Source organism: Micromonospora sp. URMC 105, assembly GCF_051386295.1.
Taxonomy (GTDB): Bacteria; Actinomycetota; Actinomycetes; order Mycobacteriales; family Micromonosporaceae; genus Micromonospora.
Genome location: NZ_JBPQTL010000125.1, coordinates 1 through 14,503, shown reverse-complemented (window position 1 = coordinate 14,503; position 14,503 = coordinate 1). Strand labels below are relative to the sequence as shown.

10 protein-coding genes and 1 pseudogene are annotated in these 14,503 nt (G+C 72.6%); 7 read left to right on the top strand and 4 right to left on the bottom strand.

The window, feature by feature from the left end; all coding sequences use genetic code 11:
• On the bottom strand, positions 1–559 hold a 559-nt coding region (locus ACSNN7_RS26405; protein WP_436683667.1), incomplete at its 3' end, for a GNAT family N-acetyltransferase.
• Positions 556–2,622: a penicillin acylase family protein gene (locus ACSNN7_RS26400; RefSeq protein WP_436683666.1), complete on the bottom strand. Its 2,067-nt coding sequence runs from the start codon at positions 2,620–2,622 to the stop codon at positions 556–558. The genes ACSNN7_RS26400 and ACSNN7_RS26405, both read right to left, overlap by 4 nt.
• A 98-nt stretch (positions 2,623–2,720) precedes the next feature.
• On the opposite strand from ACSNN7_RS26400, the pseudogene ACSNN7_RS26395 reads away from it, so the two are divergent.
• From ACSNN7_RS26395 to ACSNN7_RS26370, 6 genes and pseudogenes are all read left to right on the top strand, one after another.
• Positions 2,721–3,247: pseudogene (locus ACSNN7_RS26395) on the top strand (siderophore-interacting protein); the annotation flags it as partial.
• A 269-nt stretch (positions 3,248–3,516) separates the two neighbouring features.
• Positions 3,517–5,064: a pyridoxal phosphate-dependent decarboxylase family protein gene (locus ACSNN7_RS26390; RefSeq protein ID WP_436683665.1), complete on the top strand. Its 1,548-nt coding sequence runs from the start codon at positions 3,517–3,519 to the stop codon at positions 5,062–5,064.
• Between the two features lie 29 nt (positions 5,065–5,093).
• Entirely contained in the window at positions 5,094–6,386 is a 1,293-nt protein-coding gene (locus tag ACSNN7_RS26385; protein WP_436683664.1) for a lysine N(6)-hydroxylase/L-ornithine N(5)-oxygenase family protein, read from the top strand.
• Positions 6,383–6,952, top strand: a complete 570-nt coding sequence (locus ACSNN7_RS26380; RefSeq protein ID WP_436683662.1) for a GNAT family N-acetyltransferase — start codon at positions 6,383–6,385, stop codon at positions 6,950–6,952. The genes ACSNN7_RS26385 and ACSNN7_RS26380 overlap by 4 nt, the downstream gene beginning before the upstream one ends.
• Complete coding sequence (locus ACSNN7_RS26375; protein ID WP_436683660.1) at positions 6,949–8,733, top strand: IucA/IucC family protein; 1,785 nt, start codon at positions 6,949–6,951, stop codon at positions 8,731–8,733. The genes ACSNN7_RS26380 and ACSNN7_RS26375 overlap by 4 nt, the downstream gene beginning before the upstream one ends.
• Complete coding sequence (locus ACSNN7_RS26370) at positions 8,730–10,241, top strand: MFS transporter (RefSeq protein ID WP_436683659.1); 1,512 nt, start codon at positions 8,730–8,732, stop codon at positions 10,239–10,241. Before ACSNN7_RS26375 ends, ACSNN7_RS26370 begins: the two co-directional genes overlap by 4 nt.
• Positions 10,242–10,324: 83 nt before the next feature.
• Here the strand turns inward: ACSNN7_RS26370 and ACSNN7_RS26365 are convergent, their stop codons facing one another.
• Positions 10,325–10,969 carry a hypothetical protein gene (locus ACSNN7_RS26365; protein ID WP_436683658.1) on the bottom strand — a complete coding sequence of 215 codons (645 nt, stop codon included), beginning with the start codon at positions 10,967–10,969 and terminating at the stop codon, positions 10,325–10,327.
• Positions 10,970–11,154: 185 nt separating this feature from the next.
• Between ACSNN7_RS26365 and ACSNN7_RS26360 the strand changes: the two genes are divergently transcribed.
• Positions 11,155–11,880 carry a hypothetical protein gene (locus ACSNN7_RS26360; protein ID WP_436683656.1) on the top strand — a complete coding sequence of 242 codons (726 nt, stop codon included), beginning with the start codon at positions 11,155–11,157 and terminating at the stop codon, positions 11,878–11,880.
• 84 nt (positions 11,881–11,964) lie between these two features.
• On the opposite strand, the gene ACSNN7_RS26355 is transcribed toward ACSNN7_RS26360, so the two are convergent.
• Positions 11,965–14,469, bottom strand: a complete 2,505-nt coding sequence (locus tag ACSNN7_RS26355; protein WP_334453271.1) for a DEAD/DEAH box helicase — start codon at positions 14,467–14,469, stop codon at positions 11,965–11,967.
• Positions 14,470–14,503: the final 34 nt, after the last annotated feature.

The following is a 14,503-nucleotide window of genomic DNA, read 5'->3' as shown; positions in this document are numbered from 1 at the left end:
GGCTATTCCACGTGGAATAGCCACTCTTTCTCTCTATTTGAGGGCGGGGGAGGAAGGCCAGTTGGGCGCGCTTGTCGGGCATCTCGATCTCCTCGCCGAAGGTGAAGCCGCTGCGTTCGAAAAGGCGCAGCGACCGGTGGTTGCGGACGTCCGGTTCGACCACGATTCGCTGCCGGGTGGGGTCGCGGAACAGGAAGCGGGCCAGGGCCGGGAAGGCGGCGGTGGCCAGGCCGCGCGGCTCGGGGGCGAACAGCAGGTGCATCCCGACGTCGCCGGGCTGCACCGGGTACCGCTCGCCGACCGGGTCCGCCTCCGGCTGGTAGGTCTGGAACAGGCCGACGGGGGTGCCGTCGAGCATGATCAGGTACGCGTGGTGGGTGGTCAGCCCGTCGATGAACGCGTACACCTCGCGCACCTCGTCCACCGTGTACGCGCCCATGCCCCAGAATCTCGCGCGCGGCTGGGTCACCCAGCCGTGCAGCAGCTCCGCGTGGGCGGCCGGGTCGACCACGACGAGCCGCAGCTCGCCGAAGCCGGGGATGTCCTGCTGGTACGTCACGTGTTGTCATCTCCTGGTTCTCGGGTCAGGTGTCGCCAGTCGGTGTCCACCGGGTCCAGCTCGCCGGCCGCCCAGCGGGGCAACTGGTCGGCGAAGTGCGGATCGTCGGGGCGTCCGGACGCGCCGAAGGGGACGATCCAACGGCTGCGGGCGCGGTCGCCAAGGTCCCACACGTAGCGGGCGACCGGCCCGCGCCAGCAGGCGTCGGAGACCCCGGGGACGCTGGTGGTGGCGAGCACGCAGTCGGTGTCGCCGCCCAGCGAAGTCGCCGCCCGCATGGCGGCGACCGCCGCGTCGACGGCGGGGGCCACGCCGAGGTGCAGGGGATGCAGCAGGTGTCGCCGCCCCCAGGCCGCCGGTGGCCCGTCAGCGGCGACGTCCGCCAGGGCCGCGGCCGCCACCGGCGCGACGTCGGCGCCGAGGCGGTGCAGCCCGGCCACGACGCCGTCGAGGGCGTGGCCGATCCGCGACAGGGGGTCCGTCCACGGTGTGAACAGCTCGTCGTACGCGCCGGGAGCGCGCAACGGGCGCAGGCTCGGGTGCTCGTGCAGCCGGCGGGCCAGGGCGGTACGCCAGGCCGCGAAGGCGCCCGCATCGGTGCTGTCGGCCCGCATCGCGCCGTCCCAGGCGGTGAGCCGGTCCCGTAGCTGTCGGGCGGGCGGGTCGAGGTCGCCGGGGTCGAGCCGGTGGAGAAGCTCGCGCAGCGGCGTCGCGGCGAGCCGGGTGTCCATGTGTACGTCGTCCGGCGCGACGCCGTCGGCCAGCAGGGCCCGGATCCGGTCCGCGCGGTGCGGCGGGGCGAAGTCGGCACCGAGGTCGGCCACGTCGGGGCGGCGGTCGTTGGCGCAGACCGCGATGCCCTCGACCGCGACCGGCTTGGTCTCGGCGTACCCGCCGCGCCACCGGTAGCGCGGGTCCCAGCCGGGCACCGGTTCCCGCCGGCACCGCTCGTCCCGGTCCGGCACGAGCCCGGCGACCAGTTGGTGGACGGCCCCGCTCCGGTCGGCCACGAGGACGCTGTTGACCGGCTCGACCCAGGCGCGCAGCGCGTCGGCGACGTCGTCGACGGTGCGGGAGCGCAGCAGCGGCAGCAGCGCCTCGAAGCCGAGGTCCGCCTCCACCCGGGCCGGGATGCGCAGGCTGATCGCCTCGCCGGTGTGCCGATCGTGGTCCACCACGGGCCCGCGCGGCGTCTCGATCACCTCCACGGTCTCCGGGTCGCCGCCGCGTACGTCGATCCGCTCGACGTGGCGCCGCGCCGGCACCCAGCCGTCGGCGTCGCGGACCAGCACCCGGTCGCCGTCACGCCGCAGCTGCTCGCGGTAGAGGTCCTGGTAGTCGGCCATCGCGTTGGTGACCGCCCAGGCGACCCCGCCCGCGTGGCCGAAGTGCGGCAGCCCCGGCACACCGGGGAAGGCGAAGCCGAGCACGTCGAACTCGGGGCAGGCCAGGCGTACCTGCTGGTAGATGCCGGGCAGTTCGAGCAGGCGGTGCGGGTCGCCGGCGATGACGGGCGCCCGGCCGGTGGCGGCGTCGCCCGGCGTCGCCCACGCGTTGCTGCCGGAGCCGCCGGGCCCCTCGACGGCGAAGAGGCCGGTTGCGTCCGCGCCGAGGGTCGCGGCGACGTGGGCGTGCCAGAGCTTGTTCGGGAAGGTGGAGAAGAGGATGTGCTGGACGGCGAAGACGCCCAGCGGCGACCACGGCTGCCAGCGTCCGGGGGCCACCCCGACCGCCGCGAACTCGGGGGCACCGGCGGCGCCCTCGGCGAGCCGGTCGTTGACGCCGGCCGCGTAGGCGGCGACCCAGCGCCGGGTGGCGGGGGAGAGGCGGTGGAAGCACCGCCGCGCGGTGTCGTCGAGTCGGGCGCGGCGGGCGAACCGGTCCCAGCTCAGCGCGTCGGGGCCGACGTGCGCGGCGAGCCGCCCCTCGGAGCGCCACCGTTCGACCTCGATCTGCCACGCCCGGTCGAGGGCCGCCACCCGGCCCTGCAGCCGGGCCAGCCCGTCGACCGAATCGGCGCGCAGGTGCGGCACGCCCCGGGCGTCGCGATAGATGCCGGTCATCGCGCGGCCGGTCCGGAGCGCCGGTGAACCGCGTGCTTTTCGAATATCAACTTAGGGTACCCTCTCCTAACTAAGGCGAACCTTACTGAGGGCGAGACGTGAAGCGCAACTGGGAGGCCCTGGTGCTCAAGGCCATGGGGGGCCGGAACTTTCGGCTCACCGTGCTCGGCGCCGAGTCGGTCGGCGGTCACTACCAGCGGCTGCTGGTGGACGGTGGTGGCCTGCTGGAGGCCTGCGGGGTCACCCGACCATGTGGATCCGGCTCTGGTTCGACGACGACGGCCGGCCGCACCAGCGCGCGTACACCCTGGTCGACCCCGACCCGGCCACCGGGCGGTTCCACCTGGAGTTCGCCCTCCACGACGGGTGCGCCGCGCGCTGGGCGGCCGCCGTCGAGGTCGGCGACACCATCGAGGCCACGGTGCAGGGCAGCTCTTTCCGCCTGCCCGACCCCGCGCCGACGCACCTCTACCTGATCGGCGACGCCGCCTCGCTGCCGGCGGTGAACAGCCTGCTCGACACCGCCGCCGACATCCCGGCGACGGTGTGGCTGGAGTACGCGCACGAGGGCGAGCAGGCCCTGACGCCACGGGCGCGCACCGGGCAGGAGGTGACCTGGGTTCCGGCGATCCTGCTGCTGGCCGGCTGACAGCGCTGGGCCTGCTGGTGGTGTGGCGGTTCCGGGAGCCGGTGCGAGCCGAAGCGCGACCGGTTATGACGCAGCCGGAGTGAGCCGGCCGACGGCCGATCCGCGGCGCGCCGAGCCGGTGCGGCGTTGACTGAAACTTAGGTTAGGGTAACCTAACTCCACTCGATCAACTCGGGACCGCTGGTGGACGCCGCGCCGTCACCCCGTCCTCCCGCCGTGTCCACTCTCGACCATTGAGGACTGCCATGAGTCTGCCCGGAGCAACCGTTCAGGCCCTCCCGACCGGAGCGGTTCCCGGTCCGGCGACCGCCGACCGGGCCCACCTGTTCACCGCCGGCTCCGTCGCGCACTACCGCCGGGTGCTGGCCGACGGGATCGGCCGGGTGGCCGAGCGGGTCGCCGCCACCGACCGCCCCTTCACCGGCGTGACCCCGCAGGACCTCGCCCCCCGGATCGCCGGCATCGACCTGGACCGGCCGCTCGGCGACACCGGGGCGGCGCTCGACGAACTCCAGGACGTCTACCTGCGCGACGCCGTGTACTTCCACCACCCGCGCTACCTGGCGCACCTGAACTGCCCGGTGGTGATCCCCGCGCTGCTCGGCGAGGCGGTGCTCAGCGCGGTGAACTCCTCGATGGACACCTGGGACCAGAGCGCCGGCGGCACCCTCATCGAGCGCCGGCTGATCGACTGGACGGTCGACCGAATCGGGCTGGGGCCGGCCGCCGACGGCGTGTTCACCAGCGGCGGGACCCAGTCGAACCTCCAGGCGATGCTGCTCGCCCGGGAGGAGGCCGTCGTCGCGGACGGCAGCGGGGCCGCCCGCCCGGAGTCGCTGTCCCGGCTGCGGGTCCTCACCTCCGCGGCCGGCCACTTCAGCGTGCAGAAGGCGGCGAAGCTGCTCGGCCTCGCCGCCGACGCGGTGATCGCGGTGGGCACCGACGCCGACCGCCGGATGCGTACCGACGAGCTGGCTCGGGAACTCGACCGCTGCCGCCGCGAGGGGTTGCGGGTGATGGCCGTGGTGGCGACCGCCGGCACCACCGACTTCGGCACCATCGACCCGCTGCCGCAGATCGCCGACATCTGCGCGGCGGCCGGCGTGTGGCTGCACGTCGACGCCGCGTACGGCTGCGGGCTGCTGGTCTCGCCGACCCGGCGGCACCTGCTCGACGGCATCGAACGGGCCGACTCGGTGACCGTGGACTACCACAAGTCCTTCTTCCAGCCGGTCAGCTCCAGTGCCCTGCTGGTGCGCGACCGCCGGGTGCTGCGGCACGCCACCTGGCACGCCGACTACCTCAACCCGGCCCGCGCCGTCGAGCAGCGCATCCCCAACCAGGTCGACAAGAGCATCCAGACCACCCGCCGCTTCGACGCCCTGAAGCTCTGGCTGACCCTGCGCATCATGGGCCCGGACGCGGTCGGGGCGCTCTTCGACGAGGTGATCGACCGGGCCGACGCGGCCTGGCGGTTGCTCACCGAGGACCCCCGGTTCGAGGTGGTGACCCGGTCCCAGCTCAGCACCGTGGTCTTCCGCTACCTGCCGACCGGTCCCGCCCGGCCGCTCGTCGACGAGGCCAACCTGTACGCCCGTGAGGCGCTGGCCGCGTCCGGCGCCGCCCTGGTCGCGGGGACCACCGTGGACGGCGCGCACCACCTGAAGTTCACCCTGCTCAACCCGGAGACCACCGTGGACGACATCGCCCACGTCCTCGACCTCATCGCCGAACACGCCGGCTGGTACGTGCGTACCCGCACGGCCGGTGAGCTGTCCTGCCCGATCCGCTGACCGGCCCGTTGCGCGCCTTGGAGAAACACATGTCGACCCACGACTTCATCGCCGTCGGGCTGGGCCCGTACAACCTGGGCCTGGCCTGCCTGACCGCGCCGATCGGCGACCTCGACGGCCTCTTCCTGGAGGCCCGCGACGAGTTCGCCTGGCATCCCGGCATGCTGCTGGACTCCGCCCGGCTGCAGACGCCGTTCCTCGCCGACCTGGTCACCCTGGCCGACCCCACCTCGCCGTACTCGTTCCTGAACTACCTCAAGGAGTCCGGGCGGCTGTACCCGTTCTACATCCGGGAGAGCTTCTTCCCGCTGCGCAGCGAGTACAACGACTACTGCCGGTGGGCCGCGGCGAAGCTCTCCTCCGTCCGCTTCGGCCACGAGGTCACCTCCATCGAGTACGACCCGGCCGACGAGCGGTACGTCGTGCACGCCACGGTGGCCGGCGAGCGGGTCACCCACCGGGCCCGGCGGCTGGTGCTCGGCACCGGCACCCCGCCGCACGTCCCCGACGCCTGCCGGGACCTGGGCGGCGACGTGATCCACAACTCGCGGTACCTGGAGCACCGGGCGGCGCTGCGGACCAAGCGCAGCGTCACCGTGGTCGGCAGCGGGCAGAGCGCCGCGGAGATCTACCACGACCTGCTCGCCGACATCGACACCCACGGCTACCAACTCAACTGGGTCACCCGCTCGCCGCGGTTCTTCCCGCTGGAGTACACCAAGCTCACCCTGGAGATGACCTCGCCGGACTACGTGGACTACTTCCACGCCCTGCCGGAGGCGACCCGCTACCGGCTGGAGGCGGAGCAGAAGGGCCTGTTCAAGGGGATCAACGCCGACCTGGTCAACGACATCTTCGACCTGCTCTACGCCCGCAGCGTGGCCGGCCCGGTGCCCACCCGGCTGATGACCAACACCGCGCTGACCGCCGCCACCCACGACCCGGCGAGCGGGACGTACACGCTCGGCCTGCGCAACGTCGAGCAGGGCCGCGACTTCACGCTCCGCACCGAGGGGCTGGTGCTGGCCACCGGCTACCACTACCGGGTGCCCGACTTCCTGGAGCCGATCCGCGACCGGCTGCGCTGGGACTCGCAGGGCCGCTTCGACGTCGCCCGCAACTACGCGGTCGACCGGACCGGCCACGGCGTCTTCCTGCAGAACGCCGGCACCCACGCGCACAGCATCACCTCGCCGGATCTCGGCATGGGGGCGTACCGCAACTCCTGGATCATCCGGGAGCTGACCGGGCGCGAGCACTACCCGATCGAGGAGCGGATCGCCTTCCAGGAGTTCGGCGTGCCGGTCGGGGCGAGCGCATGACGGTGTACCGCCGGGTAGACGACCGGCTCGGCGAGTTCGCCCTGCGTAACCTCGACCCGGACGGTGACGCGGAGCTGCTGCACGGCTGGGTCACCCACCCCAGAGCCGCGTTCTGGCTGATGCAGGACGCCGACGTCGCCCGGGTGGCGCAGGAGTACCGGCGGATCGCCGCGCACCCGCACCACGACGCGTACCTCGGGTCGTGGCGCGGCCGGCCGGCCTTCCTCGCCGAGCGGTACGACCCGGCTCACGTCGAACTCGTCGGCCTGTACGACGCCGCCGACGGCGACGTCGGCATGCACTTCCTCTGCGCGCCCCCGGACACCCCCGTGCACGGCTTCACCCGGGCCGTGATCACCACGGTCATGGCGTGGCTCTTCGCCGACCCGGCCACCCGCCGCGTCGTCGTCGAGCCGGACGTGCGCAACCACGCCGTGCACGCGCTCAACGCCGCCGTGGGCTTCACCGTCGTCGGTGAGATCCGCAAGCCCGAGAAGGACGCCCTGCTCAGCGTCTGCACCCGTGAGAAGTTCCTGGCCGCCACCCGAGGAGAGCTGCCCGCGTGAACCCGACCGCATCCGTGGACCACCTGACCCCGCCGCGCTGGGCCGAGGCCAACCGGCTGCTGGTCCGCAAGGCCCTCGCGGAGTTCGCCCACGAACGGCTGATCACCCCCGAGCCGCTGGGCGGCGACCGCTACCGGGTGCGCAGCGACGACGGCGCGACGGAGTACCGGTTCACCGCGCGGCTGCTCGCCCTGCGGCACTGGCAGGTCGAGGCCGCCGGCATCACCCGGCACCGCGACGGGCGGGAGCTTCCGCTGGACGCCGTCGAGCTCTGCCTCGACCTGCGCGAGGCGCTCGGCCTCACCGACGCGGTCCTGCCGGTCTACCTCGAGGAGATCAGCTCCACCCTGGCCGGCACCGCCTACAAGCTGGGCAAGCCGGCGGTGCCGGCCGCCGAGCTGGCCCGGGCGGAGTTCCAGGACGTCGAGACGCAGATGACCGAGGGCCACCCGTGCTTCGTGGCCAACAACGGCCGCATCGGCTTCGGGGTGCACGACTACCACCGGTACGCCCCGGAGGCCGCCCGGCCGGTCCGGCTGCTCTGGCTGGCCGCGCACCGCGACCACACCACCTTCAGCTGCGCCGCCGACCTGGACTACGACACCCTGGTCCGCGCCGAACTCGGCGACGACACCCTCGCCGGCTTCGCCGGCACCCTCACCGGGCTGGGGCTGGACCCGGCCGACTACCTCCTGATCCCGGTGCATCCCTGGCAGTGGTGGAACAAGCTCGCCGTCACCTTCGCCGGCGAGGTCGCCCGGCGGCAGCTGGTCTGCCTCGGCGAGGGCCCCGACGAGTACCTCGCCCAGCAGTCGATCCGGACCTTCTTCAACGTCACCCACCCCGAGCGGCACTACGTCAAGACCGCCCTGTCCGTGCTCAACATGGGCTTCATGCGGGGGCTGTCCGCCGCGTACATGGAGCACACCCCGGCGATCAACGACTGGCTCGCCGGCCTCGTCGACACCGACCCGGTGTTCCGGCGCAGCCGGCTGACCATCATCCGGGAGCGGGCCGCGATCGGTTACCGCCACCGGCAGTACGAGGCGGCAACCGACCGGTACTCCCCGTACCGGAAGATGCTGGCCGCGCTCTGGCGGGAGAGCCCGGTCGCCGGGCTGGAGCCGGGGCGACGGCTGGCCACGATGGCGTCCCTGCTGCACGTCGACCGGGCCGGCCGCTCGGTCGCCGGCGCGCTGGTCGCGCAGTCCGGGCTGGCCCCGGCGGTCTGGCTGCGCCGCTACCTCGACGCCTACCTGGTCCCGCTGCTGCACAGCCTCTACGCCCACGACCTGGCCTTCATGCCGCACGGCGAGAACGTCATCCTGGTGCTGCACGACGGCGCGGTGGAGCGGGTGATCTTCAAGGACATCGCCGAGGAGATCGCGGTGATGGACCCCGAGGCCGATCTGCCGCCGGCGGTGCGACGCATCCGGGTCGCCGTACCCGACGACGAGAAGATCCTGTCGATCTTCACCGACGTGTTCGACTGCTTCCTGCGCCACCTCAGCGCCATCCTGGTCACCGAGGGCGTGCTCGACGAGGACGGGTTCTGGCGCACGGTCGCCGAGTGCGCCGCCGACTACCAGGACAGCGTCCCGCACCTGGCCGACCGGCTGCGCCGGCACGACCTCTTCGCCGCCGAGTTCCCGCTCTCCTGCCTGAACCGGCTGCAACTGCGCAACAACCGGCAGATGGTCGACCTCGCCGACCCGTCGGCCGCGTTGCAGTTCGTCGGCACCCTGGCCAACCCCCTCGCCCGCTTCGCCCCGCCGCGATGAGCGCTCCCGGCGCGCTGCGCGACGACCCGCAGCCGGTGGTGGCCCGACCGGCCGGTCCGGTCCGCCACCGGTGGCTGATCCTGGCCGTGCTCTGCCTGGCCCAGGTCACCGTGGTCCTCGACAACACCGTCCTGACCGTGGCGATCCCGGTGCTCACCGGCGAACTGGACGCCAGCACCGCCGACATCCAGTGGATGATCAACGCGTACGCGCTGGTGCAGTGCGGACTGCTGATCACCGCGGGCAGCGCCACCGACCGGTACGGGCGGCGCCGGATGCTGCTCGCCGGGCTCGTTCTGTTCGGCGCCGGCTCGCTGGCCGCCGGGCTCGCGCAGACCAGCGGTCAGCTCATCGCCGCGCGGGGTGGCATGGGCATCGGCGGTGCCCTGCTGGTCACCGCCACCCTCGCCGTCGCCATGCAGATCTTCGACCCGGCGGAGCGGACCCGGGCGATCGGGCTCTGGGCGGCCACCAGCGCGCTGGGCTTCGCGGCCGGGCCGCCGATCGGCGGCGCCATCCTCGCCCACCTGCCGTGGAACGCGATCTTCCTGGTCAACGTGCCGATCGTGCTGGTCTGCCTGCTGGCCGCCGCGGCGCTGGTGCCGGAGTCGCGCGACCCGGTGGGGGGCCGCCTCGACGTGCTCGGCGTGCTGCTCTCCACGGCCGGGCTGACCGGGGTGGTCTGGGCGATCATCTCCGGCCCGGACCGTGGGTGGGCTGCCCCGGCGGTGCTCGGCGCGGCCGGGGCCGGCGCGCTGCTGCTGGTGCTCTTCGTGGCCTGGGAGCGGCGGGTCGCGGCCCCGATGCTGGACATGGCCCTGTTCGCCGAACGCCGGTTCGCCGGCGCGGTCTCCGGGGTCGTCCTGATCACCTTCGGGGCCACCGGGGCGCTGTTCCTGCTGACCCAGCACCTGCAGTTCGTGCGCGGCTATTCGGCGTGGGAGGCGGGGTTGAAGATGGTGCCCTTCGCGCTCTCCATCGTCGTGCTCAACGTCGCCGGCGTCGCCGCCCGGCTGATCCGCCGGCTCGGGTCACCGGCGGCGATCGCCCTGGGAATGGCGCTGCTGGCCGCCGGCCTGACAGTCGTCACCCACGCTCCGGGGGAGGGCTATCCGGTGCTGCTCGGTGGGCTGCTGCTGATGGGCGCCGGCTGCGCGCTGGCCAACCCCGCCATCGTCGAGGCGGTGATGAGCGCGGTGCCGGCGCAGAAGGCCGGCGCGGGCGCGGGGGTGGACGGCACCATGACCGAGGTCGGCGGCAGCCTGGGCATCGCCGTGCTCGGCGCCGTGCTCAACACGCGGTTCGCCGCGCTGCTGCCGCCCGCCCTCGCCGGGGCGGGATCGTTTCCCGCGGCCGTGGCCGCCGCCCGGTCGGAGAGCGAACGGCAGGTGGTCTCCGACGCGTTCCGCACCGCGCTGGAGACCGGGCAGACGGTGGGCGCGGTCGCCGTCCTCGTCGGCGGCCTGGTCACCGCCGGACTGCTGCGCCGGGCCGACCGCGCCGGCTGACCCGGCGCGCCGTCACCGGTCCCGAGGTGGCGGCGCGCCGGAGCAGCGGCGCCCGGATGGCCGGACCGGGCGGGGGCGGCAGGTCAGGCGGCGGTGGACCAGATCGCCCGGAAGGCGGCCGCCTCGCCGGCCAGCCACTGCTCGACCTGCTCGGGCTTGATCGTGTCGGGCATCCGGTGCGCGGTGCCCCGCCGCACGTCGACCAGGACCGGCTCGGCGTGCGGCAGCACCGCGTCCATGTGCCGGGCCATCAGGTGCAGGGTGGCCAGCGTCGCCTCCTCGCTCGGCGGGGTCTCGTCGAAGTGCAGCCGGATCGCCTCGGCGTGCCCGTCGGCGTACCGGACGCCGAAGTGCGGATTGATCTTGACGGGCAGGTCGCCCAGCATGGCGAGCGCGTCGCGGGTCTGGGCCAGGTCGATGCCGGCCGGGTCGCCGAGGGACTCCAGCCAGGTCGTCGCCCCGGGGACGAGCGCCTGGTAGAGCGGACGCCACCGGGGCTTGACCAGATCGGCCACGCCGGCGAGGTGGGTGCCGCCGGTGTGGAAGGCGATGTCGGCCTTCAGGGCCTTGACGAACTGGCCGTGCGGGTTGAAGCCGGAGCGGCTGGCCCGCTGCTTGCGCAGGCCGCCGACGAAGGTGGCCTTGGTCGGGCCGGTGCGGTCGACGTACCGGGTGAAGCCGAGCAGCGTGGCGTAGGGGGTGAGCGGCGTGGAGGCGGGCGCGGTCACGGGCGTCCTCCCAGGTCAGGATCTCGATTAGTACATACATTCTAATCGACGGGGGTGACAATGCCCAGGGCGCGAGAGGGGCCGCCCGTGTCCGGTCCGGGGGTCATCGACACCCGGGCGCAGACCCTCGACGGCACCCCGTCACCCAATCTGAACTGCTGCGGGTGCTCCTTACACTCGCCACCATGGCGACCTCACCCGCTGCCGTTCGAGACCTTGGCAACGAACTGAGAGGGCTCGGATGGGTCAGCGACTTGATGGTGGCTGGGTCATTGGCCACCGGCGACTACGTCCCCCGCATCAGCGACCTTGACCTCGTTGCGCTCGTCGACGGGCTCGTTGACACCGGTCGGCAGGCAGCACTTGCAGCCATCCACCGTCGACTCGACAGCGGGAGCGGCGCGGGATTCAAGCTCGGCTGCGTATACGTCGACACCGCGACCATTTCCCAGGTCGAGACGCAGCATCCGACCTGGACTCACGGCCAACTCGTCCAACGCATCCTCTCCAGAGTCACCAGAGCAGAACTGGCGCGACATGGATACGAAGTCTTCGGGCGCTCGCCGCGCGACGTCTTCCCCGAGGTCTCGGCCGACGACATACGAGCGGCGGCCCGCGCCGAGCTGACCGGCTACTGGGCCTGGGCCGCTCGACGTCCATGGCTATGGCTGGACCCCGCCCTCGCTGAACTCGGTCTGACTTCCATGGCCAGGGGTCGCCACGCACTCGACAACGGCGAACTCCTCACCAAGACGCAGGCCATCACACAGGCGCACGCCCCAACCTGGCTGATCGACCAAGTCAGCGCCAGACGGCGAGGCGAAGCCATCTCCTCGCCCCGGATACGGACGGCCTTGGTCGCCTGGCGCGACGCCCGCCGGACAGTCGCTCGCGCGAAGCGCGCCCTCTGAAAGTCCCCGACTCCGCCGCACCGCGATGCCCGGACCGGACAGGGGCCGCCCGGACACTCCGGACGGCCCCGCGAAACTCTTTTTCTACAGCTGCCCGACGTCGGTGATCCGGACCACCGCCGCGCCCGCCTCGTCGGAGGCGGCAAGGTCGACCTCGGCGCTGATGCCCCAGTCGTGGTCACCCTCGGGGTCGTCGAGGATCTGCCGCACCGTCCAGCGCTCCCGGCCCTGCTCAATCATCAGCAGCGCCGGACCGCGCGCGTCGGGGCCCACCCCGATCGAGTCGTACGACTCGAAGTACGGCTCCAGCGCCTCGGCCCACGCGTCGGCGTTCCAGCCCGACGCGGAGTCCAGCTCGCCCAGGTCGTACCAGCGGCGCAGCGCGGCCAGCTCGACCCGGCGGAACAGCGCGTTGCGCACCAGCACCCGGAAGGCGCGGGCGTTGCGGGTGACCGCCGGCGGCTTGTCCTCCAGCGACGACGCCACCTCCGCCACGTCGGACGGGTTGCGCAGCCGCTCCCACTCGTCGATCAGGCTGGAGTCGACCTGGCGCACCAGCTCGCCCAGCCACTCGATGAGGTCGACCAGCTCCTCGGTCTTGGCGTCCTCGGGCACCGTCTGCCGCAGCGTCTTGTACGCGTCGGCGAGGTAGCGCAGCACCAGCCCCTCCGAGCGGGACAGCCCGTAGAACTGCACGTACTCGGTGAAGGTCATCGCCCGCTCGTACATGTCCCGGACGACGGACTTGGGGGAGAGCTGGTGGTCGGCGACCCAGGGGTGGCCCTGCCGGTACATCTCGTACGCGGCGTCCAGCAGCTCGGCCAGCGGCTTGGGCCAGGTCACCTCGTCGAGCAGCTCCAGGCGGGCCTCGTACTCGATGCCCTCCGCCTTCATCGCGGCGACCGCCTCGCCGCGGGCCTTGAACTGCTGCGCGGACAGGACCTGGCGCGGGTCGTCGAGGATCGACTCGATCACCGAGAGCACGTCGAGCGCGTACGACGGTGACTCGACGTCGAGCAGCTCGATCGCGGCCAGCGCCAGCGGCGACAGCGGCTGGTTGAGCGCGAAGTCGAGCTGGAGGTCGACGGTGAGGCGGACGCGGCGGCCGGCCTCGTCGGGCTCGTCGAGCTGTTCGACCACCCCGCCGGCGCGCAGCGCCCGGTAGATGGCGATGGCGCGGCGGATGTGCCGGCGCTGCGCGGCCCGGTCCTCGTGGTTGTCGGTGAGCAGGTGCCGCATCGAGGCGAACGCGTCACCGGGGCGGCCGATGACGTTGAGCAGCATCGAGTGGCTGACCTGGAAGCTGGAGGTCAGCGGCTCCGGCTCGGCCTCGACCAGCCGCTCGAAGGTGGGCTGGCCCCAGCCGACCGAGCCCTCCGGCGGCTTCTTCTTGACCACCTTGCGCCGCTTCTTCGGGTCGTCGCCGGCCTTGGCCAGCGCCTTCTCGTTCTCGATGACGTGCTCGGGGGCCTGCACCACGACGCGGCCGAGGGTGTCGAAGCCGGCCCGTCCGGCCCGCCCGGCGATCTGGTGGAACTCGCGGGCCTTGAGCAGCCGGGTGCGCACCCCGTCGTACTTGGACAGGCCGGTGAAGAGCACCGTGCGGATGGGCACGTTGATGCCGACGCCGAGGGTGTCGGTACCGCAGATGACCTTGAGCAGGCCGGCCTGGGCCAGGGTCTCCACCAGGCGCCGGTACTTGGGCAGCATGCCGGCGTGGTGCACGCCGATGCCGTGCCGGACCAGCCGGGACAGCGTCTTGCCGAAGCCGGAGGTGAACCGGAAGTTGCCGATGGCCTGGGCGATCATGTCCTTCTCGGCCCGGGTGCAGACGTTGACGCTCATCAGCGCCTGGGCGCGTTCCAGCGCGGCCGCCTGGGTGAAGTGCACGACGTAGACCGGGGCCTGCTTGGTCTCCAGCAGCTCCTCGAGCGTCTCGTGCAGCGGCGTCATCGCGTACGAGAAGAGCAGCGGGACCGGCCGTTCGGCCGAGCGGACGACGGCGGTGGACCGCCCGGTGCGCCGGGTGAGGTCGTCGACGAACCGGGTGGTGTCGCCGAGGGTGGCCGACATCAGGATGAACTGCGCCTGCGGCAGCTCGATCAGGGGCACCTGCCACGCCCAGCCCCGGTCGGGCTCGGCGTAGAAGTGGAACTCGTCCATGACCACCTGGCCGACGTCCGCCCGGGTCCCCTCGCGCAGCGCCAGGTTCGCCAGGATCTCGGCGGTGCAGCAGATGATCGGGGCGTCGGCGTTGACGCTGGCGTCGCCGGTGAGCATGCCGACGTTCTCGGCGCCGAAGACCTCGCAGAGGGCGAAGAACTTCTCCGACACCAGCGCCTTGATCGGCGCGGTGTAGAAGGTGGTCCGGTCGTCGGCCAGGGCGGCGAAGTGCGCCGCGATCGCCACCAGGCTCTTGCCGGAGCCGGTCGGCGTGTTCATGATCACGTTGGCGCCGGAGACGATCTCGATGACCGCCTCCTCCTGGTGGGGGTAGAGGTCGAGGCCACGCTCCTTCGCCCAGCCGGCGAACGCGTCGTAGAGGGTGTCGGGGTCGGCGCTTCGAGGCAGCGCGGCAGTGAGCGTCATAGCGCCCCCATCGTGCCCGCCCACCACCCCCACC

Excerpts from the sequence above, each read along its gene's own strand:
- ACSNN7_RS26360 (WP_436683656.1), top strand. The coding sequence starts at position 11,155 with ATGGCGACCTCACCCGCTGCCGTTCGAGACCTTGGCAACGAACTGAGA.
- ACSNN7_RS26370 (WP_436683659.1), top strand. The coding sequence starts at position 8,730 with ATGAGCGCTCCCGGCGCGCTGCGCGACGACCCGCAGCCGGTGGTGGCC.
- ACSNN7_RS26355 (WP_334453271.1), bottom strand. The coding sequence starts at position 14,469 with ATGACGCTCACTGCCGCGCTGCCTCGAAGCGCCGACCCCGACACCCTC.
- ACSNN7_RS26390 (WP_436683665.1), top strand. The coding sequence starts at position 3,517 with ATGAGTCTGCCCGGAGCAACCGTTCAGGCCCTCCCGACCGGAGCGGTT.
- ACSNN7_RS26380 (WP_436683662.1), top strand. The coding sequence starts at position 6,383 with ATGACGGTGTACCGCCGGGTAGACGACCGGCTCGGCGAGTTCGCCCTG.
- ACSNN7_RS26385 (WP_436683664.1), top strand. The coding sequence starts at position 5,094 with ATGTCGACCCACGACTTCATCGCCGTCGGGCTGGGCCCGTACAACCTG.
- ACSNN7_RS26400 (WP_436683666.1), bottom strand. The coding sequence starts at position 2,622 with ATGACCGGCATCTATCGCGACGCCCGGGGCGTGCCGCACCTGCGCGCC.